Annotated in this window: 23 protein-coding genes and 1 other RNA gene; 14 read left to right on the top strand and 10 right to left on the bottom strand. The window is 61.6% G+C overall.

The window, feature by feature from the left end:
• Window positions 1–2: 2 nt before the first annotated feature.
• Window positions 3–206: a hypothetical protein gene (locus PGC08_RS10040; RefSeq protein WP_009885210.1), complete on the bottom strand. Its 204-nt coding sequence runs from the start codon at window positions 204–206 to the stop codon at window positions 3–5.
• Between the two features lie 328 nt (window positions 207–534).
• Here PGC08_RS10040 and ald point away from each other — a divergent pair, with 328 nt between their 5' ends.
• The gene (gene ald, locus PGC08_RS10035) at window positions 535–1653 is read left to right on the top strand and encodes an alanine dehydrogenase (RefSeq protein WP_009885209.1); all 1119 of its coding nucleotides are present in this window, start codon (window positions 535–537) and stop codon (window positions 1651–1653) included.
• 168 nt (window positions 1654–1821) lie between these two features.
• On the opposite strand, the gene PGC08_RS10030 is transcribed toward ald, so the two are convergent.
• Window positions 1822–2547 (bottom strand): FadR/GntR family transcriptional regulator, encoded by a 726-nt coding sequence (locus PGC08_RS10030; RefSeq protein ID WP_009885208.1) that lies wholly within the window; start codon window positions 2545–2547, stop codon window positions 1822–1824.
• A 138-nt stretch (window positions 2548–2685) separates the two neighbouring features.
• Here PGC08_RS10030 and map point away from each other — a divergent pair, with 138 nt between their 5' ends.
• From map to PGC08_RS10015, 3 genes are read left to right on the top strand one after another with little or no spacing between them, the layout of a single operon-like run.
• Window positions 2686–3594: a type I methionyl aminopeptidase gene (gene map / locus PGC08_RS10025; protein WP_096145549.1), complete on the top strand. Its 909-nt coding sequence runs from the start codon at window positions 2686–2688 to the stop codon at window positions 3592–3594.
• A gap of 10 nt (window positions 3595–3604) precedes the next feature.
• On the top strand, window positions 3605–4438 hold the full coding sequence (ppgK, locus tag PGC08_RS10020) for a polyphosphate--glucose phosphotransferase (protein ID WP_009885206.1): 834 nt from the start codon (window positions 3605–3607) through the stop codon (window positions 4436–4438).
• Between the two features lies 1 nt (window position 4439).
• Window positions 4440–5105, top strand: coding sequence for a hypothetical protein (locus PGC08_RS10015; RefSeq protein ID WP_009885205.1), 666 nt, complete (start codon window positions 4440–4442; stop codon window positions 5103–5105).
• Window positions 5106–5151: 46 nt separating this feature from the next.
• Here the strand turns inward: PGC08_RS10015 and rnpB are convergent.
• Window positions 5152–5519, bottom strand: an RNA gene (gene rnpB / locus PGC08_RS10010) — RNase P RNA component class A.
• Between the two features lie 121 nt (window positions 5520–5640).
• Between rnpB and PGC08_RS10005 the strand changes: the two genes are divergently transcribed.
• Window positions 5641–6417 carry a YaaA family protein gene (locus tag PGC08_RS10005; protein WP_029417744.1) on the top strand — a complete coding sequence of 259 codons (777 nt, stop codon included), beginning with the start codon at window positions 5641–5643 and terminating at the stop codon, window positions 6415–6417.
• A gap of 66 nt (window positions 6418–6483) precedes the next feature.
• Here the strand turns inward: PGC08_RS10005 and PGC08_RS10000 are convergent, their stop codons facing one another.
• Both PGC08_RS10000 and PGC08_RS09995 read right to left on the bottom strand, forming a co-directional pair.
• Window positions 6484–7212 carry a zinc ribbon domain-containing protein gene (locus PGC08_RS10000; RefSeq protein WP_096161985.1) on the bottom strand — a complete coding sequence of 243 codons (729 nt, stop codon included), beginning with the start codon at window positions 7210–7212 and terminating at the stop codon, window positions 6484–6486.
• Between the two features lie 45 nt (window positions 7213–7257).
• Window positions 7258–8091 carry a Nif3-like dinuclear metal center hexameric protein gene (locus tag PGC08_RS09995; protein ID WP_009885202.1) on the bottom strand — a complete coding sequence of 278 codons (834 nt, stop codon included), beginning with the start codon at window positions 8089–8091 and terminating at the stop codon, window positions 7258–7260.
• 188 nt (window positions 8092–8279) lie between these two features.
• Between PGC08_RS09995 and PGC08_RS09990 the strand changes: the two genes are divergently transcribed.
• Window positions 8280–9821, top strand: a complete 1542-nt coding sequence (locus PGC08_RS09990) for a fatty acyl-CoA synthetase (RefSeq protein WP_101556342.1) — start codon at window positions 8280–8282, stop codon at window positions 9819–9821.
• Between the two features lie 44 nt (window positions 9822–9865).
• Here the strand turns inward: PGC08_RS09990 and bioB are convergent, their stop codons facing one another.
• Entirely contained in the window at window positions 9866–10921 is a 1056-nt protein-coding gene (gene bioB, locus PGC08_RS09985; protein ID WP_114385049.1) for a biotin synthase BioB, read from the bottom strand.
• 331 nt (window positions 10922–11252) lie between these two features.
• On the opposite strand from bioB, the gene PGC08_RS09980 reads away from it, so the two are divergent.
• Together PGC08_RS09980 and PGC08_RS09975 are read left to right on the top strand one after the other, a co-directional pair.
• Complete coding sequence (locus tag PGC08_RS09980; RefSeq protein ID WP_442868172.1) at window positions 11253–12512, top strand: uracil-xanthine permease family protein; 1260 nt, start codon at window positions 11253–11255, stop codon at window positions 12510–12512.
• Window positions 12509–13249, top strand: coding sequence for a L,D-transpeptidase family protein (locus PGC08_RS09975; RefSeq protein WP_271708361.1), 741 nt, complete (start codon window positions 12509–12511; stop codon window positions 13247–13249). The genes PGC08_RS09980 and PGC08_RS09975 overlap by 4 nt, the downstream gene beginning before the upstream one ends.
• Window positions 13250–13376: 127 nt before the next feature.
• Here the strand turns inward: PGC08_RS09975 and PGC08_RS09970 are convergent, their stop codons facing one another.
• The 3 genes from PGC08_RS09970 to PGC08_RS09960 form a co-directional block, all read right to left on the bottom strand.
• Complete coding sequence (locus tag PGC08_RS09970; RefSeq protein WP_009885197.1) at window positions 13377–13922, bottom strand: YceI family protein; 546 nt, start codon at window positions 13920–13922, stop codon at window positions 13377–13379.
• A gap of 384 nt (window positions 13923–14306) precedes the next feature.
• Window positions 14307–14678 carry a non-heme iron oxygenase ferredoxin subunit gene (locus PGC08_RS09965; RefSeq protein WP_009885196.1) on the bottom strand — a complete coding sequence of 124 codons (372 nt, stop codon included), beginning with the start codon at window positions 14676–14678 and terminating at the stop codon, window positions 14307–14309.
• Window positions 14679–14723: 45 nt separating this feature from the next.
• Entirely contained in the window at window positions 14724–15071 is a 348-nt protein-coding gene (locus tag PGC08_RS09960; protein ID WP_009885195.1) for a cupin domain-containing protein, read from the bottom strand.
• A gap of 476 nt (window positions 15072–15547) precedes the next feature.
• Between PGC08_RS09960 and PGC08_RS09955 the strand changes: the two genes are divergently transcribed.
• The 4 genes from PGC08_RS09955 to PGC08_RS09940 all read left to right on the top strand — a co-directional run bounded on the left by PGC08_RS09955 (window position 15548) and on the right by PGC08_RS09940 (window position 22386).
• A complete protein-coding gene (locus PGC08_RS09955) occupies window positions 15548–17347 on the top strand; it encodes a molybdopterin-dependent oxidoreductase (RefSeq protein WP_271708360.1) in 1800 nt (599 codons plus the stop codon).
• Between the two features lie 26 nt (window positions 17348–17373).
• A complete protein-coding gene (locus PGC08_RS09950) occupies window positions 17374–20166 on the top strand; it encodes an aconitate hydratase (RefSeq protein WP_271708359.1) in 2793 nt (930 codons plus the stop codon).
• A gap of 551 nt (window positions 20167–20717) precedes the next feature.
• Window positions 20718–21626: a universal stress protein gene (locus PGC08_RS09945; protein ID WP_271708358.1), complete on the top strand. Its 909-nt coding sequence runs from the start codon at window positions 20718–20720 to the stop codon at window positions 21624–21626.
• A 295-nt stretch (window positions 21627–21921) separates the two neighbouring features.
• The gene (locus PGC08_RS09940) at window positions 21922–22386 is read left to right on the top strand and encodes a pyridoxamine 5'-phosphate oxidase family protein (protein WP_096158716.1); all 465 of its coding nucleotides are present in this window, start codon (window positions 21922–21924) and stop codon (window positions 22384–22386) included.
• Between the two features lie 207 nt (window positions 22387–22593).
• On the opposite strand, the gene PGC08_RS09935 is transcribed toward PGC08_RS09940, so the two are convergent.
• Complete coding sequence (locus tag PGC08_RS09935) at window positions 22594–23277, bottom strand: Crp/Fnr family transcriptional regulator (protein ID WP_127363015.1); 684 nt, start codon at window positions 23275–23277, stop codon at window positions 22594–22596.
• Between the two features lie 166 nt (window positions 23278–23443).
• Here PGC08_RS09935 and PGC08_RS09930 point away from each other — a divergent pair, with 166 nt between their 5' ends.
• Entirely contained in the window at window positions 23444–23677 is a 234-nt protein-coding gene (locus tag PGC08_RS09930; RefSeq protein ID WP_029417737.1) for a heavy-metal-associated domain-containing protein, read from the top strand.
• A 93-nt stretch (window positions 23678–23770) separates the two neighbouring features.
• Window positions 23771–25771: a heavy metal translocating P-type ATPase gene (locus tag PGC08_RS09925; protein ID WP_271708357.1), complete on the top strand. Its 2001-nt coding sequence runs from the start codon at window positions 23771–23773 to the stop codon at window positions 25769–25771.
• Window positions 25772–25831: the final 60 nt, after the last annotated feature.

The following is a 25831-nucleotide window of genomic DNA, read 5'->3' as shown; positions in this document are numbered from 1 at the left end:
CCTCAGCCGTTCCACTTCTTGTCGTCTTCTTCCCACTCCTCATTGCGAGCCTGAGCACGCTCGAGGGCGGCTTGGGCCACTTCCTCTGTCTCATAGGGGCCCATGCGATGGTCCGCATCGCTGACCAGGCCGCGTTCGACCTTGTTGGTCTTGAGATTGAAGTAGTACTTCGAATCAGCGTCGTCGATATCCTTGAACAGTCCCATGTCGAGCCCTCCATCGCGGGTGTGGTGAATCCCTGACAGATTTCAGCTTACCGGTTCTGCCCGTTGCCGCCATGACTTGGTCGTCCCTGCCAGTCGCCCGATGGTCGGTGCCTCCAAAAAGTTCGTCTTAATTGCGTCGGTCAGCGACAAAAGTTCAACATTTCGTATCAAGGCGACCAATTTTCCACCGATTCCGCAAAATTCGTCACGAATACTGGATATAAAGGTTTGCCCTCCAGACCTTCTAAGGAATACAGTGAGATGTATCCTCAGCCACAGTTCGAACTGGCTGGAACTGCCCATGGGGCAACATGAGAGAAGGAAAGCTATGCGCATTTCAGTGCCCACAGAGGTCAAGAACAACGAGTTCCGCGTCGCCATCACCGCTGCCGGCGTCCACGAGCTCGTTGCCCACGGACACGACGTCACAGTTCAGGCCGGTGCCGGCGAAGGATCATTCATCACCGATGATGAGTACACCGAAGCCGGCGCCACCATCGCTCCCGACGCGAAGACCACCTGGGCCGCCGGAGACATGGTCCTCAAGGTCAAAGAGCCCATCGCCGAAGAATACGGATTCCTGCGCAAGGATCTGATTCTCTTCACCTACCTGCACCTGGCTGCAGATGAAGCGCTGACTCAGGCGCTCATGAACGCAGGCACCACAGCCATCGCCTACGAGACGGTCCAGCCCGACGCCGGAGGCCTTCCCCTGCTGGCTCCGATGAGTGAGATCGCCGGTCGACTCTCCACCCAGGTCGGAGCCCACAGTCTGCTCAAGGCCTCGGGCGGGCGCGGGATCCTGCTCTCCGGAGTCCCCGGAGTAGAACGGGCCAACGTCGTCGTCATCGGTGCCGGCGTCGCCGGCACGAATGCCGCGCGCATGGCATTGGGCCTGGGCGCCGCAGTCGAGGTCATCGATATCAACATCCCCCGACTGCGCCAGATCGATGAGACCTTTGCCGGTGCCATCGCCACCAAGGTGTCGAACAAGTACGAGATCACGAAGTCCCTGGCCTCTGCAGACCTGGTCATCGGCTCGGTCCTCATCCCGGGCAAGAAGGCGCCGAAGCTCGTCACCGACGAGATGGTAGCCGGCATGAAGCCAGGTTCCGTGCTCGTCGATATCGCCATCGATCAGGGCGGCTGCTTCGAGAACTCGCGACCGACGACGCATGACGATCCGACGTTCGAGGTCCACAACTCGATCTACTACTGCGTGGCGAACATGCCCGGAGCGGTACCGAACACAGCCACAGCGGCATTGACGAACGCGACCCTGCCGTTCGCGGTCAAGATCGCCAACCAGGGGTGGCACGCGGCCCTGTCGAAGGATTCGGCACTGGCCCGTGGACTCAACATCCACAACGGACACGTGACCAATGACAACGTCGCCGAGGCCTTCGGACTCGAGGCAGTCTCCGTCGAACACGCCCTGGCGAACTGAGCGCACACGTTCCGGTGAATATCACCTGAAACGCACACGCGGAAGGCCGACACCATCGTTGTGGTGTCGGCCTTCGGCGTTGTTAAGGGGCGCTCCTCGATGTGAGGGGGTACCTCTGAGATCACAGGGGATGCGGGAAGCGTCAGCCGCACCGGAGCTGGATTGGTCTCAGCTGCGCGGTGGCATCGTCGTCGACCGGAAGTGCTCCTCACACAGCCTCCCCGCCGCCTGCGCGTCCTGACCAGCGATCGCCTCGACGATGGCAGCGTGATCGGCAACGGCATGATCGAAGAGTTCATGGGAGAAGGGATCGTGACGGAACCCGGCGTTGATCCTGGTGTCGATGTCGATGGCCATGCGAACGAGCTCCGGGTTATGCCCGGCCCGAGCGATGGCGAAATGGAACTGCGCGTCAGCTGTTCTGGCCACCCCCGCCTCGGCGCGTTCGGAGTATCTCTGCGCCAACTGCCGAAGCTCGGTGAGCTCCTCATCGGTTCGCCGCAGTGCAGCAGTCGCAGCCAGACTGTTCTGGAAGACCGCGCGGGCATCGAGGAGATTTCTGCGTTCGGCATGGAACTCACCGATGCGATCGGCCATGGGAGCCAGCGCAGTCGGTTCCGCGTTGGAGACGAAGGTGCCGCCGCCGCGTCCGCGCCGCCGTTCGACGACACCGAGGCGCTCCAAACGCAGCAGCGCCGCACGCACACTTGAGCGTGAAACCTGAAGATCGGCGGCCAGAGCTCTCTCCCCGGGCAGCAGCGTGCCTTCGGGCAATGCACCGACGGCGATGCCGGAGAGGATGTGGTCTGCGATCTGCTGCGGTGCACTCGTCAGGCTCACCACGTCGCTGAGTCCGGAGAATTCGGGACCGGTCACATCTGCCCGTTCGCTCATCACTCCCCCTTTGCCCAACATTGTGGCCTTCGCTGGCCGTTCCTTTCACTCTATTATCCTCTCCCACGGCAGGCCCGCACCGACAGGCACCGCAATTGTGGAATATCTGGGTTCAACCGCTCTAGAATCGAAGGCACCATGACTGATACGCCTCGCCTGCTCACGCCCGGCACCATCTCTGCCGAACTGCCAGTCCCCCGCAGCATCACGCGACCCGAATATGTCGGACGCGCCGATGCCGACGAAGGTCGGGGAAACAACTTCTACTCAGCCGAGGAGATCGAAAAGGTCCGCGTTGCGGGCAGGATCGCAGCAAATGCTCTGGCTGCAGTCGGCGAGATCATCGAACCCGGGATCACAACCGACGCCATCGACCGTGTTGCCCATGAGTACATGTGCGACCACGGGGCCTATCCGTCGACGCTGGGCTATCGGGGATTCCCGAAGTCCGTGTGCACCTCACTCAACGAGGTCATCTGCCACGGGATTCCCGATTCCACGGTCATCGCCGACGGCGACATCGTCAACGTCGACATCACCGCCTACATCGACGGCATGCACGGAGACACGAACTACACCTACTACGCCGGAGACGTCGGCGAGGAGTCCCGACTCCTCGTCGAACGGACGTGGGAAGCCACCATGCGCGGCATCAAAGCCGTCAAACCCGGCCGCGAGATCAACGTGATCGGACGAGTCATCGAGAAGTACGCGAAGCGCTTCGAGTACGGAGTCGTCCGCGACTACAGCGGGCACGGTGTCGGCCGCGAGTTCCACTCCGGCCTCATCGTCCCCCACTACGACGCCGCACCTGCCCACGCCGAGGTGATGGAACCGGGAATGATCTTCACCATCGAACCGATGCTCAACCTCGGAACCGTCGATTGGGACGTCTGGGACGACGCCTGGACTGTGGTCACAAAGGACAGGAAGCGCTCCGCCCAGTTCGAGCACACTCTTGTCGTCACCGAGACCGGTGCCGAGATCCTCACCCTCCCCGATGCGGACACCGCCATCGCCGAGGGACCGATTGCCCGAGAAGACTGACAGGACAGACATGACTGACGATACGCAGGGACGCTTCGCCATCGGAGTCGACGTCGGCGGCACGGGAATCAAGGCCGCACTCGTCGACACGGCCACGGGGAGCCTCGCCTTCAAGCGGGTGCGAGTGCTCACCCCGAAGCCGAGCACCCCGACCGCTGTGGCAGAGGCCATCGGGCAGCTCCTCGAACACCTGGCTGATAAGGCGCTCGAGCTTGAGATCGTCGACGACCGTGCAGTGCTCGACGCACTGCCGATCGGGTGCGGCTTCCCCGGCGTCATCCTCGATGATGAGGTGCACTTCGCGGCGAACCTCGACCAGTCGTGGATCGGTTCGAGCATCGTCAAGATCCTCTCCGAACACACAGGTCGTCGCTTCTTCATCATGAATGACGCCGATGCCGCCGGCCTCGCCGAGATGGTGTTCGGCGCAGGACGCAAGCATCGCAAGAATACCGTCCTGATGACGACGCTGGGGACCGGGATCGGCACCGCACTGTTCACGCAGGGACGGCTGGTGCCCTACACCGAGTTGGGCCACATCGAGATGAACGGCCGTGATGCGGAGACTCAGGCCGCTGAGTCCGTCAAGGTCCGTGAGAACCTCAGCTATGAGGAGTGGGCGGCTCGGCTGCAGCAGTACTATCAGCAGATCGAGCTCCTCGTGTCCCCGGACGTCATCCTCGTGGGCGGCGGAGTCTCGAAGTCGCATGCGGACTTCCTCCATCACATCAAGACGCGTGCCGAGATGAAGCCGGCCAAGCTGTTCAACAACGCCGGCATCGTCGGGGCCGCGATCCTCGCAATCAACAACGGCAAGGCGAAGGTCAAGAAGAGCCGCTCGTAGCATGGACTCACACAGTCTTCGCGGTCAGCTCAGCCTGCTCATCGTCATGGCCGCGACGGTGATTCTGCTGGCTGTGGGCGCTGCGATCATCGTCCTCTGGCCGAACCTTCTGCTGGCCGGCATCATCATCGGGTGCTGCTCAGTCCTCGTTGCCCTGGTCGGCATCGGCCGGATCCTCGATCGGCGTTGGGTGCTCTGGTTCGCGGTGCCGGCATTCGCGCTGGCAGGACTCGGATCGATCATGCTGGCCGAGGACCTCGGCATCAGCCGCGTCGGCGAACTCACTGAAGTGGTTGTCGTCGACCATACGTCCGAGGTCAAGACGGTTCACGACTCGACCGACCCAGGAGGTCGGAAGGTCTACACACACGAATACACCCTGCAGCACACCGACGGATCACCGATCGAGGAGCCGATGATCTATCGCGGTAAGGACGGGTTCGAAGAGTTCGACACGGGCGATACGATCAGCGTGCTCATCGGCGCCGACGGCAATGCCCCCATCGAGCCGGCCGAAAGCATCGATTTCGCCGCCGATATCGCGATTCTCGTCGTGGGAGTGCTCTTGAGCGCCGGTGTCTATCTCATGTGCGCACTGCTGCTGCTCTTCGGAAACCGGAGATACAGGGAAGATCGGTGGGGCGCGGCACCGTGGATGATGGACTGACGGAGCTGATGCCCTGACGGAGCTGATGCGCTGACGATGTTTGTGTGAGGACAGGCCACCGATACGCCGGGTTCTGTCATCGAGTCGGTTACCCTTCTCGACGGACGGTCATCTATCTGGGACCGATGTTGCCACCGGCCTCAAGCAATCCACCCGACGACTCGGCGAGCAGCCTCGAACGTCGTCTGTCTGATCTTGCTCCGGATGGGGTTTACCCAGCGGCGCCGGTCACCCGACACCCTGGTGGTCTCTTACACCACCGTTTCACCCTTACCCAGTCGAAACTGGGCGGTCTGCTTTCTGTTGCACTGGCCCGCGGGTTGCCCCGGGTGGGTGTTACCCACCATCCCTGCTCTGCGGAGCCCGGACGTTCCTCAGCCCTCGTGAGAGAGCCGCGACCGTCTGGTGACCTGTCCTCGAGTTCAAGAGTCTACCCGCAACGCCGGGACCATTCGTCGCGGCCTCGTCCCGGGAGTGATCAAACTAACGTGGACGGCGAATCGGGGCCGAAGCGTTGGCGGCCTACCATGGTGAGGTGAAGATCCTACTGCCGCCCTCTGAGGGAAAGACTCCCGCAACTTCGGGCTCCCCGCTCGATCTGCCAGAACTCTCGGCACCCGACCTCAATCCCCAGCGGAAGAAGGTCCTCACTGCCCTGCAGCGGGTCTCCAAACGTAAGGACGCTCTCAAGCAGTTGGGCGTGGGTGCCTCACTGTCAGCCGATGTCGAACGCAACGTCAGCCTCGACTCGCTGCCCTGCGCGCCTGCTCTGCTCACCTACTCAGGTGTCCTCTATGAGGCGATGGGCGCCCCCGACCTCGTCGCCGATGCTCTGACGAACGAAACCCTGGCGCAGCGACTGCGGAGTGTGCACGTCTTCTCTGCCCTCTTCGGTCAGGTCAACGGTCTCGATCCAATCCCTGCCTATCGACTGGCGATGAAGACGGACCTGGGCACCCTGGGCAAACTCTCGTCCTGGTGGAAGCCTGTTCTGGCCAAATCTTTCACGGTCGACCCCGCCGAGGTGATCCTCGACTGCCGCTCCAGTGACTACCGGGCCGCCTGGCCGGGCCCTCATGAGCAGGTCGTGACCCTGGGAGCCGTCAAGGTCACCGGTGCCAAGCGCAGCGTTGTCTCTCACTGGGCAAAGTACTATCGCGGCGAACTCGTCGGCCGATTGCTCGCAGACGATCGTGAGCTGCCGGCGAACTCTGCAGATCTGGTATCACGAGCAGAAGAGTCCTACGAGGTCGAGTTCACCCCGCATGCCAAGAACCGACCGGCGGCGCTGACCATCATCCTGCGGGACTGAGCGAGCGGCTCGACCGGGACGAGCGGCTCGAGCGGAACGTGCCTGAGTCGCCAGCGGAGGTGCGTCTCAGCCCTTGCGCAGCAGAACAGCCTCGCACTCTTCGCATTCGTAGGTCTGGTTCGGGTCCTCCAGCAGCATGCCCTTCCACGCCATGCCGCTGATTTCCTGGCCACAAGCCTGACAATTCGGGCCACTGAGCACGGCGGCCCCAGGTCCGCCCTGAGCGACGTTCTGGTCGAACTGACGAACCAGAGCATCGGGGAGATCGGATTTGAGCTTCGCAGCCGAAGCACTGTTGGCCTCCAGCTGTGCGGCCAACTCCGCTTTGCGGTCCTTGATGGCCGTCTGCGTGGCACGGCCCGATGCGATCACCTCGGCGAGAGAGGACTCAACGTCCGACAGAGCAGTCTCAGCGGACTCGAGTTCCTCCATCGAACCGAGCTCAGCCTCTTCCAGTTCCGACACTCGTTCCTCGTGACCGGAGATCTCGTTCTGCAGATTCACAAGGTCTCGGCTGGTCAGGCCGGTGCCGTCGTTGAGTTCGACGGTCTTCTTCGCGATCTGAGAGTTCTGAGTCTCGATGGCTGCTGCATGTTCGGCGACCTCTGCGCGAAACTTCTCCACCACCTCGGCGGCTTCTGTCTTCTTGGTTTCGAGTTCCTTGTGCTGGGAGACCAGGTCCTTCAGCGCCGAGGCTTGAGCCGGGTTGTCGTGTTCGTGTCGCAGTGCACGTCCGTGGGAGGCGAGTTCGATGAGCGATTCGAGTTCGGTGCGTTGTTCGGCGGTGATCAGCATTGTTGGTTCCTTGTCAGCGAAGCGTGTGGGGGCGTGGGCAGGGAGTCAATAGCGTTCGACCCAGGGGTCGGTGTTGACCGCCGAATGTTGCAGGGCGACGCTGAGCCCGCGCTCGGCGAATTCGGTCTCTAACTGTTCGGCCGCCGCAGTCAGCCAGACTGTCTCGGAGGCCCAGTGGGAGACATCGATGAGTTGTGGGCGGCCGTCGTTTCTGTTTGCGGTATCGCGAGCCTCGGTCGCGGGATGGTGGCGGAGGTCGGCGGTGATGTAGACCTCCGCGCCGCTGGCCCGAACCTCGTCGAACAAGGAGTCGCCTGCTCCACCGCAGACGGCGACCCGTGTGACTGTGGCTGCCGGGTCTCCGGCGATGCGCACACCGGTCGTTGTCCGTGGAAGTCGGTTCGAGAGGGTGCGGGCGATATCGCGCACAGGCGTCGGCGTCGGCAGGTCACCGACTCGTCCGATTCCGGTGGGCGACCCCTCGGCGTGCGGGACGAGTGGCTGCGCGTTGTCGATGCCGAGCAGGGAGATGAGGACGTCGGAGACTCCCCCACGTGCGGAGTCCGCATTCGTGTGAGCGTTGAAGAGCGCGATGTCGTTGCTGATCAGGGTGTGCACGGCGCCGCCCTTGAGAGTGGACGCATTCACCGACTTCACGGGTTTGAGCATGAGCGGATGATGGTTGAACACCAGGTCAGATCCCAGGACCACCGCCTCGGCGATGACCGCGTCCATCGGGTCGAGAGCGAGCAGGATCGACCGCACTTCCGCATCGGGATCACCCACAGCCAGACCCACCGAATCCCAACTCTCCGCCAGGGCCGTCGGCCACAGTGCTTCGAACACATCCACACATTCGCTGACCTTCGGGTATCTCATGCCACCACAGTATTACATCCGAACATTTCGGTCAGGCGGTACTGACCGGCGGACGACCACGGAGCACCACTGGCCGGTCGCGGGCGTCGTCACCTCAGCTGGGGTTCGTGGCAGAGAATTGCCTGAGACGCTCCCAGAAAATGTGACCCGGGGTACATCTGACGGGAGCTCGGCGATAGATTTGGCACATGACTACCAATGAGACGAATTCACCAGCGCCCGATCTTCACTTCTCCTCGACCGTTGCCGACATCGTGCGTCGCAGCGCCGGACGCTTCGGCACCGATGTCGCCGTCGAGTTCGGTGATCGCATCTGGACCTATTCCGCGCTGGACACCGCGGTCACGGCCGTTGCACGTGAACTTATGAGCCTCGGCGTGCAGCAGGGCGACCGCATCGCAGCCTACGGGAAGAATTCCGATCTCTACCTTCTCCTCTACCTCGGATGTGCACGCGCGGGACTCATCCACGTGCCGGTGAACTACCAGCTCAAGAACGACGAACTCGACTACATTCTGGACAACTCGGGTGCAAAGCTCGTCTTCGCCGATGCCGATCTTCTCGACGCCGTGGCAGCAACCACGACCGGCGCGGGCGTCCAGTCCAAGGATTTCGCCACACTTCTGGAATCGGCCACCGCCACGGACACAGCGCCGGCCGGCACCGGGGAATTCGACGTCGTGGACACCGACGTCGCACAGCTGCTCTACACCTCGGGCACCACCTCGGCGCCCAAGGGAGCGATCATGACCCATCGGGCACTCGTCCACGAATACATGTCGGCGCTGATGAGCCTCGACTTCGCACCCACTGACCGGGTCGTGCACGCCCTGCCGCTCTACCATTCGGCCCAGATGCACGTCTTCCTGATCCCGCTCCTGGCCATCGGCGCGCACAACATCGTTGTGCCCGCACCGGTCCCCGACCAGCTGCTGGCGCTGTTCGAAGAACGTGAGATCAACTCCTTCTTCGCCGCCCCCACGGTATGGGTTGCCCTGGCCAACAGTCCCGACCTCGATACCCGTAACTTGGAGAGTCTGCGCAAGGCCTACTACGGTGCCTCGATCATGCCCGGACCGGTGCTTGCGAAGCTGCGGCAGCGTCTGCCCAAGCTCGGCTTCTACAACTGCTTCGGCCAGTCCGAGATGGGTCCGCTGTGCACGGTCCTCAGGCCGGAGGAACACGATGACCACGCATCATCGGCCGGCCGGTCCGTCTTCTTCGTCGAAACCAGGGTCGTCGACGGCGAGGGCAATGATGTCGGCGTAGGAGAGCAGGGTGAGATCCTCTACCGGTCACCGCAGCTGTGCCAGGGCTACTGGAACAAGCCAGAGGCCACCGCCGAGGCCTTCGACAACGGCTGGTTCCATTCCGGAGACCTCGTGACGGTGGACGAATCCGGTTTCATCGAAGTCATCGACCGAGTGAAGGACGTCATCAACACCGGCGGCGTTCTCGTCGCCAGCCGACAGGTCGAGGATGCGATCTTCGAACTCCCCCAGGTCGCCGAGGTTGCGGTCGTCGGAGTCGCCGACGAGAAGTGGATCGAGGCAGTCACCGCCTTCGTCGTGACCAAGCCTGATCAGCCCGAGATCACCGAGGCGGATGTGCTGGCCCATGTCAAGGATCGTCTCGCTGGCTTCAAGGTCCCCAAGCGAGTCGACTTCGTGACCGAGCTGCCCAAGAACTCGGCAGGCAAGATCCTCAAACGTCAGCTGCGTGAGGCCTGAGGCTTATAGAAGGTTCCTGCCGCGTACAAGCGGCAGGGTCGCGGTCATGCGTTGGCACCCTGCTCTGTGCCCGCGCCCCGTGCCCTGATCGTGGGAGTTTGTGTGCCGTTGGGACCTTTCTCCTGGCCGATGATGGTGAACCCGTTGTCTCGGATGAGAGCAATGTCGTCCTCGGCAGCCTGCCCCTCCGCTGTGAGGTAGTCGCCGAGGAAGATGGAGTTCGCCACGTGCAGTGCCTGGGCCTGCAGCGACCGCAGGTGGATCTCTCGCCCGCCGGCAAGTCGGATCTCCTTGTCGGGGCAGACGAATCGTGCTGTGACGACGATTCGCAGGCATTGGGCGGGAGTGAGATTCCACTGTCCCTCCATAGGCGTTCCGTCGAATGGGACCAGGAAGTTGATGGGGATGGAGTCGGAATCGAGCTCGCGCAGTGCGAACAGGGCTTCGACGACCTGCTCGTCGCTTTCGCCCATGCCGACGATGAGTCCGCTGCACGGAGAGAGCCCGGCCGTCTTCGCCTTGGCGACCGTGTTGGTCCTATCCGCGTAGGTGTGTGATTTCACGATTGTGTCGTGAAACGACTCAGCAGTGTTGATGTTGTGGTTGTAGGCATCGACACCGGCTTCTTCGAGAGATTCTGCCTGCCCATCCTTGAGGATTCCCAGGCATGCGCAGACCTCGAGATCGTGATGATCGTCTTTGAGACGTGTGACGATGTCATTGACGCGTTCCACGTCTCGATTTCCTGGTCCTCGTCCACTGGCGACCAGGCAGACCCGAGAGGCTCCCCCGCGGATCCCGAAATCTGCCTGCTTCACCGCTTCTTCGGTTTTCAACCACGAGTACTTCAGGATCGGTGCCGCCGATCCAAGTGCCTGTGAGCAATAGCTGCAGCTTTCGGGGCACAGACCCGATTTGAGATTGACCAGATAGTTGAGCTTGATGGTCATCCCGAAATGCGTGCGTCTGAGTCTGGATCCTGCGGCAACGAGTGCGAGGAGGTCGGCATCGGGCGTGGCCAGTATTGCCACCGCCTGTTCCTCGGTGATCACGCCACCATCGAGTATCGAGTCGGCAAGGTTGTCGAACCAGCTGGTCATCGGTGCAGTCTCCTCTTTACGGCGGATGAGCGTGTGGTGCAGGCACCCGCTCCTGAACAGTGTTCAATAGCGTATCAGTGCTTGGGTGGGCAGGCTCATGCAGGGTGGGCGAAAGCGAATAGACTGCTCACGGCAGAGAACGCATGACGAACAGACGTCGCCGCCTTCGGGCGGACGAATGAGGAGACAAGTGGTGGCATCCCCCAACGAGACGACACCTGCATCCAGTCCTTTCAAAGGCAAGGTGGGTTGGAGGCAGCACGGGGATGGAAAGACGATTCGTCCTGGTGAGGCCGTTCTACCCGAGGAGCGACTGAGCTGGCCGCGGACCGTGGGAATCGGAGCTCAGCACGTGGTCGCCATGTTCGGCGCGACATTCCTCGTGCCGCTGCTGACCGGGTTCCCTCCCTCAACGACGCTGTTCTTCACCGCTATCGGAACACTGCTGTTCCTGCTTATCACCAAGGGCATGATGCCCTCGTACCTGGGATCGTCCTTCGGTCTGCTCGCGCCTACCGGTGCCGTGACCGGATTCGCAGCCACCTCGGGAGAGGACCTCGACTCCCATGCCATGGCACTGGCACAGGGCGGAATCATCTCCGTGGGCGTGACTCTCGCGCTGGTGGGGATCGTCGTGCACTTCGCCGGAGTGCGGTGGATCGAGGTCACCATGCCCCCGGTCGTCACCGGCGCCATCGTCGCCCTCATCGGACTCAACCTCGCACCTGCGGCGTGGGACTGGGTGAAGGAGGCCCCTCTGACTGCGGTGATCACGATCGTCACCATCCTGGTCACCAGCGTGCTGTTTCGCGGGATGCTCGGCCGACTGTCCATCCTCATCGGCGTCCTCGTCGGCTACGTCGCCGCATGGGTTCAGGGTCAGATCGACTTCTCCACCGTCGGACAGGCCGACTGGGTCGGATTGCCCGCCTTCCGTGCCCCTGCATTCGACCTGGGCTATCTGGGACTCTTCCTCCCGGTCGTCTTCGTTCTCATCGCCGAGAACATCGGACACGTGAAGTCCGTGTCGGCCATGACAGGTCGCGACCTCGACTCGATCACGGGCCGTACGCTCTTCGCCGATGGACTCTCCACGGTCCTCGCCGGCTCCGGCGGAGGCTCGGGAACGACGACCTATGCGGAGAACATCGGAGTCATGGCAGCCACACGCATCTTCTCCACGGCGGCCTACCTGTGTGCAGGCGTCATCGCCCTGATCTTGAGCCTGCTGCCGAAGTTCGGAGAGATCATCGCAACCATTCCTCCAGGCGTCCTCGGCGGAGCAGCGACCGTCCTCTACGGAATGATCGGAATGCTGGGAGTGCGCATCTGGGTGGAGAACAAGGTCGATTTCTCCAATCCCATCAACCTCAACACGGCAGCGGTGGCACTGATCGTGGCAATCGCCAACTTCACCTGGACTCCCGGTGACCTTCAGTTCGAAGGCATCGCACTTGGATCAGCCTCGGCGATCATCATCTATCAGGTCATGCGCGGCATCGCGAAATGGCGCGGCACCGACCAGAACCTGGACGGGCACGGAGGTTCTTCCCCCGATGATGAGAATCTGATGATGAGGAGACAATCATGAAACCTGCACATTCACGCTCGCGCGGAACGCGCCGCCAGCTGACGGCGGGCTTCGCGGTCGTCCTGGTCGCTGGTGCCTTATTCCTCGGGTCCTCGGCTCAGGCCGCCCAAGGACTCGGCGCGGGGCTGATCGACGGCAATGCTGCAGACAAGCCGGATCACCTTGGCGACAGATGTTCCATCGCTTCGGCCGCGACGGCGGAGAAGGTCATTGCAGTCTCGGGCACCGGCGGTGCCACAGCTGAGGTCCGAGCATGTGAGAAGTGGGACGGGAAGTACTATTCTGCGATGAGTGTCGACGGGTACGTCGGCTACAACGGCATCGCTGCGGCAGGAGAGAAACGTGAGGGTGACGGCATGACTCCCTCCGGCGTTTACAGCATGGGCTATGGGTTCGGAGTGAAAGCGCAACCGAAGCAGTTCCATGGACCCAAATACGTCAAGGTCTCCAAGGACGATGTCTGGGTCGATGGAGACGCAGTGAAGAACTACAACACCATGCAGAAGAAGTCCGACGGATACTCCGGTGAATCCATGTACCAGACTCCGGCGTACGACCATGGCCAGGTCATTGACTACAACACTGCCGCCACGCCGGGCAAGGGTTCAGCGATCTTCCTCCACGTCAACACCGGCAGTCAGAAGACAGCAGGCTGCGTATCGGTGTCGGAGGCGGACCTGCTGAGGATCTTCGAGCGGGAAGATGACAGCGTGGTTGAGATGGCGGTCAGCAGCTAGGTCAGCAGATAGGTCAGCAGCTTAGACCACAGTCACCACAAACGAGCCGTGGCAAACGACGAAGAGGCGGTCAGAGGGCACTACGGAGTGCCCTCTGACCAACTCTTATTGCGATCCGTGCTGCTGATTACTCCTTGATCAGGGAGAGCTCGAACTCGAGAGTGATCTTGTCACTGACGAGCAGGCCGCCGGAGTCCAAGGTCGTATTCCATGTCACGCCCCAGTCCTTACGATCGATGCGGCGTTTGCCCTCAAAGCCCGCCCTCAGTGCACCGGTCTGATCGTGGTCGATTCCCAGCAGCTCGAGGGGAACAGAGACAGGCCGGGTGATATCGCGGATCGTCAGATCACCGTTGACGATGTAGCTACCTTCTTCAACCTCATCGACGCCGGTGGACTTGAATGTGATCGTTGGATAGTTCTCGACGTCGAAGAAGTCTGCGCTTCGCAGGTGAGCATCGCGATCAGGGGTGCGTGTGTCAACGCTGTCAACGTCAATCGTGATGGTCACTTCGGTCTTCGACAGGTCCTCAGCGTCGACGACGACTTTGCCCTCGACAGTGTTGAAAGCACCACGTATGCGCGAGACCATCGCGTGGCGGCTCGAGAATCCGAGGCGGGTATGTGCGGGGTCGATGACCCATGTTCCGGTCAGCTGTTCGTCTGATGACATAGTCGTGCTCCTTTGGCCGAGCTGAGATCGTGGGAACCCGATGAGATGACGAGAGCCCAAGTCAGTACTGTGAGAGTACTGGTGTGCATATGAGTTCAGCGTATATGTTGCGGAGCTGGACTGTCATGTTGACGAGACAATTACCCTTGGGTGATTGTGGGCCAGAGAGACTTAGAATCTCCCTGCGTCGCAGGTGAGGAGCCTGACCCATGAATTCTAGGGTCGCAGTCTTCACATTAGCACCTCTGAAAACAGGGGCTTGGGAAGGAATTGTGGGCAGATGACCCCTTGCTGAGTGCCCGGAGATCTCGCAGGCTGCAATCAGCCCCGCGCGAATGACTTTCACCCGGAGGGACAACTGAGGCGAGGGTGCGCGTTAAAGAGTCAGTCGTCCGAGGTGGGCAGACGAACCTCGATTTCGTCGTCGGTCATGCGAACGGGATAGACGGCGACCGGCTCGGTGGCTGGCGGGCCCGTGGGGACTCCGGTGTCCAGGTCGAATCGGGAGCCGTGCAGCCAGCACTCGACGTAGCCGCTCTCAACGTCACCTTCGGATAGAAGCACCTGACCGTGAGTGCATTCGTCGCGAATGGCATGGATTCTGCCCAGACTACGAATAAGGCAGATCTCATGTCGACCGATGTCGAGGTGGATCGCAGACTCGTCGTCAAGAGTTCGTGCCTCGTCGATTCTCACCCAACCCGAATTGTCTTCGTCGTCGGTTGGTGCTTCTGTGGGGTGGTCCTCAGCAGTCATGTTGCCTTTCCGTCACAGTGTCATGGCTTGTCGTTGAGGACCGGTTCATGGCCGCTTCGCCACCGTCAGGACCACCACTGAGTCTTCGACTGCTTCCAGCGCGTGCGGGGCGTCAGGTATGAACATGAGGTCGCCGGGCGAACCGTTCCAGCGGGCCTTGTCAGCAATGAGGGTCACTCGTCCGTGGAGCACTTGCAGGGTGGCTTCTCCGGGATTCTCATGCTCGTTGAGCTCAGCGCCCGCGCGCAATGCAATCATGGTTTGCCGAAGGATATGTTCGTGGCCGCCGTAGACAGTACGGGCGCTGCGCCCACTCGACGCGCCTTTGGCGATCTCCAGTTGGTGACGCATCAACGCCGTCAAAGATATTTTCTGCACGTAGCCCTCTTCCATTCTCGATGGACTGTCGCTGGCCGTCTCGCCAAATCAGTTCTCTGCCTATAAATGGCTGCTGGTGGCCACAATTCATGCACGACGAGGAGTGACACGCGCCATCTTCCCAAGCTACCAGAATTGTTTGCTCCAAGGATGACCCGCGGCAGGCCGCGGTCTCGACAGCATCCCGCCGGCGATCCGTTGTCGGGGCTGCGACCCGGGCGAAGACATTCCCGGAGAATTTTGTGTGAGACCTGACCCTTGGCTACGCGGGGACTGACTACGAGTCTGGTCGACCTCTAGTAAGTAAGACGTATACCTTCTACACTCGGAAAGAGAAGACGCCCACTGGGAGGAAGCGTTGATGACCTGCGTCATCACCCATCCACGCATCGTATCGAAGGTCCCTACTTAGACAAGGGTCCTGTCGACTCAGTTCCTGGGTTGTATGAACTCCATCGCCGGGGCTGAATCAACTCAGTAGGAGTAACAGCATGGCGAACAGCGGCAGACCTACACCCGATGAGTTGCCCCCGCCGGCAGCATCAACCATCACCCCGAAAGCCCTAGCCGGATTCAGGCATGAACTGGACCAGCGAAAATACGATGCCGTTGACGGTTCCTGGGCAGGCTCCGTACCGGCACAGTACGGGGTGGCACCTCGAGTACGGATCGGCCGCAGCAAATGGTTCAATCTCCTCTGGCTGCTGCCGATCGGCTTCGTCTTACTCATCGTCTTCATCGCCGTGGCTAAAGGCCTACGCGATATCCCAACGGTCGCCCAGTTCACGGAGACGTACCCGGGCACCGTAGTCCCTAATGGCGCCGAGGAGAATGCCGGTTTCCCGACCTGGGTGGGCTGGCAGCACTTCTTCAACATGCTGCTGATGATCCCGATCATCCGCTCCGGTGTCACGATCATTGCCGACCACCCCCGTTTCTACTGGACGCGACATTCGACGCCAGGCAAAGACTGGTTCCGGGTGCAGAAACCTGTGCCCACCGATCCGCTCTGGACAGCCAAACAGGACTCAATCACCCTGCCCGACAGCATCGGCCTGCCCGGTCGGCGTCATTCGATCGGCCTGGCCAGGTGGTGGCATCTGGGCGTCAACACGCTCTGGCTGCTCAACGGAATCATCTTCTACATCCTCGTCTTCACTACCGGGCATTGGTTGCGCCTGATCCCCACCAGTTGGGATGTCTTTCCCAACGCGATCTCGGTCATGATCCAGTATCTATCCCTGGATTGGCCCACCGACAATGCTTGGGTGGCTTACAACAGTCTGCAGGTCCTGGCCTACTTCGTCACTGTGTTCATTGCAGCGCCGCTGGCCTTCATCACAGGGCTGGGCATGTCACCGGCCCTGTCCACCAAATTCAGGTGGATCAGTAGAATCTTCAGCATTCAGGTTGCGCGTTCCCTGCATTTTCTGGTGCTGATCTGGTTCCTGCTGTTCATCGTGATGCACGTGACTCTGGTGGTGGCAACCGATGCGCTGCACAACTTCAACATGATGTACACGAACACCAATGATGACCACAGCTGGAACGGATTCTGGATCTTTGCCGTCTCACTGGCCGTGATGATTGTACTCTGGGTTGCCGTCACCCCCTTCACGTACAGGCATCCACGCATGGTTCAGCGCATCGGTTATGCCCTGATCGGCCCAACACAACGACTGTTTGAGCACCTTGATTCAAAACCGGGCCAGTACACCGAAAAAGACATTTCCCCCTACATGTGGCACAACGGCAAGTACCCGGAGACACCCGAATACAAGGGCCTATACGAAACCAACTTCGCCGATTACCGTCTCCAGGTCTCCGGTCTAGTCGAGAACCCCCTGGAACTGGACCTCAAGCAGCTGCGGGACCTGCCCCACCATGAGCAGATCACCCAGCACTTCTGCATCCAAGGCTGGTCCGGCGTCGCCAAATGGGGCGGCGTCTCCATGCAGACCATCGTCGATCTGGTGAAGCCGAGCTCCGAGGCGAAGTGGGTCATCTTCTATTCCTTTGCCGAAGGACCCGACGGTGGTGTCTACTACGACGCCCAACCCATTGAACAGATGAGTTACCACCTGACCATGCTGGCCTACGACATGAACGGCGAGGCCCTACCCTACGGGCACGGCGCCCCGCTGCGGCTGCGAAATGAAGTCCAGCTCGGGTTCAAACTCGTCAAATGGATCAAGGGCATCGAATTCGTCAAGGATTTCTCGGAGATCGGCGGCGGCGAGGGCGGCTACAACAACGACCACGAGTTCTTCGGCTACCGCCAATCGATTTAGAAACTTCTATTTCAGGAGCGAAACCCATGACGTCGAACAGTTTCAATGCTCGCAATCATCTAAACGTGGACGACCAGACATACGAGATCTACCGAATTGACCGGATCAAGGGTTCTGACCGACTCCCATACAGCCTGAAAGTGCTGTTGGAGAATCTGTTGCGCAACGAAGACGGCCGACTCGTCACCGCTGAGCAGATTACTGCGCTTGGTGACTGGGATCCACACTCCGAGATCAACCCGGAAATCCAATACACACCCGCCCGGGTGCTGATGCAGGATTTCACCGGTGTGCCCTGTGTCGTCGATCTGGTGGCCATGCGCGATGCCATGACCGAGCTCGGCGGGGACCCGCGGGCAATCAATCCGCAGATCCCTGCCGAACTGGTCATCGACCACTCGGTCATCGCCGACGTCTTCGCCCGTCCCGATGCGTTCGGAATCAATGCGGAACTGGAGTTCGAACGCAATCAGGAGCGCTACCAGCTCCTGCGGTGGGCACAGCAGTCCTTCGATGACTTCCTGGTGGTGCCACCAGACACCGGCATCTGCCACCAGGTCAACCTCGAATACCTCTCCCGCGTCGTGTTCACCCGTGATGGGCCGGACGGGAAACAGGCCTACCCGGACACTCTGGTCGGCACCGACTCACACACCCCAATGGTCAACGGACTCGGGGTCCTCGGCTGGGGCGTCGGCGGCATCGAGGCGGAAGCCGCGATGCTCGGCCAGCCGATGAGCATGTTGATCCCCGAGGTCGTCGGCCTCAAGCTCACCGGTGAGCTGCCGGAAGGCACCACCGCCACAGATCTTGTCCTCACCGTTGCGGAACTGTTGCGCCGAGTCAGAGTAGTGGGCAAATTCGTTGACTTCTTCGGCCCCGGCGTCGCCAACGTCCCGCTCGCAACCCGGGCGACCTTGGGCAATATGAGCCCCGAATACGGCTCCACCGGCTCTATTTTCCCCATCGACGACGAGACTTTGAGTTACCTTCGCCTGACGGGTCGCAGCGAACACCAGATCAGGTTGGTGGAGACCTACGCCCGGGAACAGGGGCTGTGGCATAACCCGGACCAGGTGCCGGACTACAGCCAGGTCCTCGAACTCGATCTGAGCACCGTGACGCCTTCGATCGCCGGACCGAAGCGCCCCCAGGACCGTATTCCCCTCGCTGTGTCCCAACGCGCTGTCCGCGGCTTGCTGGCAGGGCAAACCCACGAAGATGCCATCCGAGGCGGTCTTGATGATGCGTCCGCCGATTCGTTCCCGGCCAGCGACCCTATCGCCATCAGCCAGCGCATTGCCCTCGATGAACCACCCCACAAGTATGTGGACGACGGCAAAGCGTTCGAGTGGCCGTCAGACCCGGCCGAAGTCATCCTCGATGGGAACATATCGAGCATTGATCATGGCGATGTCGTCATCGCAGCGATCACGTCCTGCACCAATACCTCCAATCCATCGGTCATGATCGGCGCCGCACTGCTGGCGAAGAATGCCGTGGAGCGCGGACTACGCAGCAAACCCTGGGTGAAGACCACACTCGCGCCAGGCTCGCGCGTCGTGACCGACTACTACAATCGGTCTGGGCTCACGCCCTACTTGGAGCAGCTTGGTTTCGACCTAGTCGGCTACGGCTGCACCACCTGCATCGGCAACTCCGGGCCCCTGATTCCGGCAGTGAGTACCGCCGTCGCCGATCACGACTTGACTGTGGCCTCCGTGCTGTCCGGCAACCGGAACTTCGAAGGGCGTATCCACTCCGAGGTGAAGATGAACTTCCTTGCCTCCCCACCGCTGGTGATCGCCTACGCCCTGGCCGGAACCATGCACGCAGACCTACTCAAAGATCCGTTGGGACACGACGCCGATGGCAGCCCGGTCTTTCTACGTGACATTTGGCCGACAACAGCAGAAATCAAAGCCGTAGTCGATGACAACCTCGAAGCGGAGATGTTTACCGCAGGCTATTCGGACGTCTATGCCGGAGATGAGAATTGGCGCGGCATGCACATCCCCGAAGGCGACAGGTTCGCGTGGGACGACGATTCAACGTACATCCAGCGCCCGCCGTACTTTGACGGCATGACCGCCGAACCGTCACCGGTACGCGATATCGCAGCGGCCAGAGTCCTCGCACTGCTCGGGGACTCGGTGACCACCGACCACATCTCCCCAGCAGGAGCCGTCAGGCAGGACTCTCCTGCCGGCCAATACCTCATCGAGCAGGGCGTAGAGCCGGCCGATTTCAACTCCTATGGCTCGCGCCGTGGAAACCACAACGTGATGATCCGCGGCACCTTCGCCAACGTGAGGCTGCGCAACCAGCTCGTCCCGGGAGTTGAGGGCGGTTTCACCCGGCATTGGCCCGACGGCGGGCAGCAGAGCATATTCGACGCCGCCACAGCGTATGCCTTGGAAGGCGTGCCGCTGATGATCATCGCCGGTTCCGACTACGGCTCAGGATCCTCCCGCGACTGGGCGGCCAAAGGCACCTCGCTGCTCGGCGTCAAGGCCGTTCTGGCTTCATCATTTGAACGGATTCATCGGTCGAACCTCATCGGCATGGGCGTGCTGCCCCTGCAATTCCCGGCCGGCGACACCGCGGAGTCCCTGGGCCTGACTGGCGAAGAGATCTGCTCAGTAACCGGACTCGAAGGAAAAGACCGACTTCCAAGCGAAGTCACGGTGACGATTGAGTCCAACGGCAGCACACGAGAGATCACCGCGACGCTGCGCATCGATACTCCGGCCGAGGAAGCATACTACCTTCACGGTGGCATCCTGACCTACGTCCTGCGCCACCTCTTGCAACGCTGACAGTGGCACCATGTCAATCCAGCCGAATTCGAGATGGAGTAAGTGACCATCCCGGGGTCGCGGCGTCGCCGCCGCGGAATCTGAACGTTGGCTTCTAAGCGGTAGACGGCCGGGAAAGAACACCACGGCACGGGCGCTCACAGAAGCGCGGCTCGACTTTTGCGCTCTTCTCGGGCGCTATTAGAACTTGGCTGTGCGCAAAACGAAGACTTCCCCACCTCAACCCTTAGGCTGTCTTGCTGTTACGGGGATGCCAGATTTCCAGCATGCTGAAGGCTTGCAAACCGCAAGCTTGCAGACTGAATTGCGCCAGAACTCTCCGGTGAATTCCGGCGTCGTCCTCGAAGGCGAACCGCACCCCGCCAACAGCGCGCGAATGGCTGTACATGCATTTTACGAAGGCCAGGTGCCGTAAGAGGCGCCAAGCTCCTCTCCAGGTTCCCTACACCCCGGAGAAGCAGCCTGGTAACGTGAACTATGCGAGGGCGGTTCCAATGATCGGGGGCATCATCCTCGTCAGGGTATAGCCGGCCTCCAATTGGAAGGCTGTCATGACCGCAGAGAATAGCTCTACAGAACAGACGTCTATAGGACTCGGGGTCCTCGTCGGATATGACGGCTCCGAACATGCCGCACGCGCCCTCGAGTACGGCGCGGAAGAGGCCACCCGTCGCAACTTAGCCCTCACCGTCGTCTGCGCCTACATTGCCCCCGCGATGTTCTATGCCAACCTTGCGTCCATGCCGGTGGAGAACGGGCAGGACACGTCACGCCGAGCGGTCGAGAAGCTTCTCGCTGAAGCGGCTGAACTCCTGCCAGATCACGCTGGAAAGGTCTCCTACCGCGCCGAGCAGGGCGATGCCACCGGCGTACTGAGGGACCTGAGCGCCCACGCAAGCGCAGCCGTCGTGGGTTCGAGGGGCCGTGGTGGATTCATCGGGCGACTACTCGGCTCGGTGTCAACTGCTCTGCCTGCACATGCTCACTGCCCGACGATCGTGGTACCCGGCCACCGGCCGGAGACGTCCAATGCCCCGATCGTCGCCGCCGTCGACGGCTCGGATTCGGGGAGCCTGGCCATGTTCGCTGCTGCCGAAGTGGCCAGCTCACGAGAGACTGCGCTCGAAATCGTCTGTGTCCTGCCCAGAGGCGAGGAATGGCTCTATTGGTACCCCGAACTGGAGCTGAGTTCCGAGGTCACCGACCGGAGGAGCAAGGAGCTCGAGGCCGGACTCGAGGTCCAGGCCGCCGCCGTGGCTCAGCAGTTCCCCGACCTGAAGGTGAGCGCAGTGGTGTCGATCGGAGATCCGACTGAGGTTATCGCCGAGAAGACGAAAGCTGCTGCGCTGACTGTTCTGGGTACCCGCGGTCGAGGACCCGCCAGCAGTGCGCTTCTGGGGTCCGTGTCACGCGGGGTCCTCCACCATGCACAGGGCCCGGTCATGATCGTCCCGAGCTGATACCTCCGCGACCCGGTGCGTTTCGGGAAGCTGCTCTCCGGCGTGAGTGCGGCTCTGCTCGCACCCGTGGCGCCCACTTGGGTGGCTGCTGCCGGATTGGCTGGCTTTTCGGGGCCCTGATGGCGGTGCATCTCAAGACACCGGGGATGACACCCCGAGGACGGAATTCGCCCGGCTCCGGAAGGGATGGGGGCATTGCCCGCGATGACTTTATGCTCGGCAGCGCGATGGGACTGCTCGTGGATGAGCTCACCGACCAGAAGGCTCGACAGAACGTTTCCAGAAAGAAGGTGCGATGATGGACATGTCAGAGGATGTAGAAGAACTCTCGGTCGACACATGCTGGGCGCTGCTACGCACGACCACCGTAGGCCGCCTCGCCGTGTGGGTGGACGAACACCCCGACATATTTCCCCTTAACTACGCAGTGGATCACGGAACCCTCGTATTCCGGTCCCGGGAGGGAACGAAAGTCTTCGGCGCTCTGTCCGATGCCCCGGTTGCATTAGAGACCGACGGATACGATCCAACAACCTCCAAAGCATGGAGCGTCGTGGTGAAAGGCCGCGCCAAGACAATCAGCCAGGTTGGGGACCTGATGGACACCGTAGACCTTCCGCTTTTTCCGTGGCAGGCCGGGGGCAAGAACAGGTTCATACGCATTCATCCCGATCTCGTAACCGGGCGCCGTTTCCCCGTGGCCGGCCCTGGCATATGGCGGACGCCGCTATCGGACGTCAGGCGTACATCAACAGAATAGGGCGTCCATCCAGTGTAGCTGTGGAGAGTAACCGATGACCTACGTAATCGTCCAGCCCTGTGTGGACATCAAGGATAAGCCGTGCGTTTAAGAATGCCCTGTCGACTACATCGAGGAAGATGATCGGTCGCGTTAAGAGTCAAGGGCGGGATCCGAGCTGTCGGAGATGACTGGCCGAACAATTCACCCATCCCTCAAGGCGCCGGTCTACCGAGGTATGGCTATGCATTCGAGCGCGTCAATGGCGCGAATCGTGACGTCACGGCGTCCGTGGAGTTCGATGATTCCGGAGGCGGAAAGTGCGGCGAGGCGCCGGCTCAGAGTTTCCGGCGTAGTCCCGAGGTAGGCGGCGACTTCTTGCTTGGCCATCGGCAGCTGCACTGTCGCAACGCCGTCTCGGATGCTGCCGGGCAGATCCAGCAGGTAGGCGGCGACGCGGGCGTTGACGTTGCTGGAGGTGATCGCGGCCAGCAGTCGCTCGACGGAAGAGAGCCGGTCGGACAGGGCTCGCAACATCCGCTGACTGATATCCGGATAGTCGCGGAGCAGGGCTGAGAGGTCGGCATGGTTGAAGACGCACATCCGGCTGTCTTCCAGCGCGACGACAAGGTCGACCGGGCGGTGGCCCGTGAGGAAAGCCCGTTCGCCCACGACGTCACCGTCTGTTACCGTTCGCAGGATCTGGTCCTGACCATTAGCGGCCGCGCGGCTGACCTTGAGCTGTCCACTGTGCATCACCAGCAGACGCGATACTGGCTGCCCGGGGGAATAGACTGTCTCCCCCTTTTCGACGCATGTGGGGCGAACGAACTCCGCCACGTGCAACTGCTCCTGGCGCGTTAGCCCTTGGAAGATCGGGACGCGGGCTACGCACAGGTCATCGTCAGACATATCTCAAGCCTACCGGAGCCGGCGTTGGCGCTACGGCACCAGTTGCCGCCAGGTCCACCTCGTACGGTGCAGGGCGCACTTGATCTAGGTCAAGGAGTTCCCGATAGCGAGTACCTATAGTGAAAATATCAACAAAATGAACACCAATGTGAAAGGGATTCTCACAATGACTACCTCCACCGCCACCCACACCATCTTGAGGGCTGAGGGATTCTCCTGCCCGTCCTGCGTGGCCAAAATCGAGAAGCAGGTCGGCCGTCTCAACGGAGTCGAGAAGGTAAAGGTCCATTTCGCCTCCTCCCGCATTGAGATCGACCACGACGCCGAGCGCGTCTCTGTGGACGACCTCATGGCTACCGTGGCCAAGGCCGGCTATAAGGCCACTCCTGCCGCATTCTGAGGCTCCCCCGGCCGGCCTCTGCTAGCGCGCACACCCCTCCCCCTTTCCATTCGCCGGTTCGCTGGCACCCATCGCAGAAAGGTCGTACCGAAAATGAACAGGCTCCAGAAATGGGTCTATGGGAACTGGGCAGTCCCCGTCGTGTCCGGCGTGCTCATCATCGTCTCGTTCGCCGTCCAGCGGTTCGCAGGGGGTGCGGCCAACCTCACCCTCAGCCCCCAGTGGTGGCTCGATGCCGGCACCCTCTCCACCCATGCCACCACGGTCTTCACCCTCGCCAACGCTTTCATGGCCGCCGCCGCCGTAGTCGCAGGCTACGGGATCGTGATCAAGGCGGTTCGCGCAATTATCGCCAGGGTCATAGGGATTGACCTGCTCGTGTCGATCGCGGCGATCGGCGCGATAATCATCGGCAACTTCTGGGAGGCCGCGGCTGTCACATTCCTGTTCGCCATCGGCCACGCTCTAGAAGCTGCGACCCTGAACGAGACGCGCTCGGCACTGGCCGAGCTTGTCGCCGTCGCCCCGGATTCCGCCGTCGTCATGCGCGATGGCGAACAGCTGGAGATCCCTGCCGGGCAGGTGAGGATGGGTGAGATCGTCCTGGTCAAGAACGGCGCGAAGGTCCCCGTGGACGGGCAGGTCGTCTCCGGTACCGGCGCCATCGACGAGGCCTCCATCACCGGCGAATCGATCCCGGTTGAAAAATCCAAGAACGATCACGTTTTCGCCGGTACCGTCTCGCAAGGCGGCTTCCTGCAAGTGCTGGCTGCCGGCATCGGCGCGGACACCACCCTGGCCCGTATCATTCACCGGGTGGAAGAGGCCCAGGACGCCAAGACTCGCACCCAGGACTTCATGGACCGCTTCTCCCGGTGGTACACCCCCTCTGTAATAGTGCTAGCACTTGTAGCCGGACTGATCGCCGGCGACGTGGTCCTCGCGTTGACCCTTCTGGTCATCGGGTGCCCCGGCGCCCTGGTCATCTCCATTCCGGTCGCGATTGTGGCCGGCATCGGGCGCGCCGCGCGTAATGGCATCCTGATCAAGGGGGGCGAGTTCTTGGAGACCTCGGCGAAGATCTCAGCGGTCGCCGTGGACAAAACTGGTACCCTCACCGAGGGCAAGCCTCGGCTGACCGACGTCGTGGTACTCGACCCGACACGGGGCCGTGCCGAGATGCTCCAATGGGCTGCTGCGGCCGAGGCCGGGTCGGAGCACCCTCTGGCCCGTCCCATCCTGGAGACGGCGCGCGAGGAAGGGGTGGCCCCAGAAGGGATTCCCGGTACCGTCACCCCGGTGCCTGGTAAGGGCATCGTGTCCGATGTCGCCGGCCAACGAGTGCTCATCGGTAACCCGCCTCTGCTGGACCAATACAGCATTCCCAACGACGGCCGCGCTGCCCAGGCTGCGGAGGCGCTAGCCTCCGCCGGCAAGACGCCGATGATCGTCGCCGTCGACGACAAGGTGATCGGCGTCATCGCGGTGGCCGACCAGATCCGCCGGGATGCCCCCGAAATGGTCGCTCGGCTCCACCAAGCCGGCGTCGAAAAGGTGGTCATGCTCACCGGTGACACCCGGCTGGTAGCTGAGGCTGTCGGGAAGGCCACTGTGATCGACGAGATCCACGCCTCGCTGCTCCCGGAAGACAAGCTGGACGTGGTTGCGCAGTTGCAGCGCCAGGGACACACGGTTGCCATGGTTGGCGATGGCGTCAATGACGCCCCGGCGCTGGCCACCGCCAACATCGGCGTGGCAATGGGCGCCGCAGGCTCGGCCGTGGCCGTGGAGACCGCGGACATCGCCCTGATGGGTGACAACCTGCTCAAACTGCCGGAGGCCATTGGCCTAGCCAAGCAGACCGTGTCAGTGATGAGGCAGAACATCGCGATCGCCCTGATCACAGTGGTGCTGCTGCTGGCCGGCGTTTTCGCCGGCGGGGTGACCATGTCCGTCGGCATGCTCGTCCACGAAGCCTCCGTACTGGTGGTCATCATCAATGCGATGCGACTGCTGCGGAATACCCGCGGTTCGACCGCAATGCCGAAGAGCAAGTGGACCATAAGGAAAGAGGAGAAGCAGGTAATCGCCTGACATCGAATCCGCGTGGCGGCCCGGAGCACTTCGCCCCAGGCCGTCTCGGACATGGATAGA

The organism is Brevibacterium sp. BDJS002 (genome assembly GCF_028201555.1).
Lineage (GTDB): Bacteria > Actinomycetota > Actinomycetes > Actinomycetales > Brevibacteriaceae > Brevibacterium > Brevibacterium aurantiacum.
This window is presented reverse-complemented; position numbering and strand designations above follow the sequence as displayed.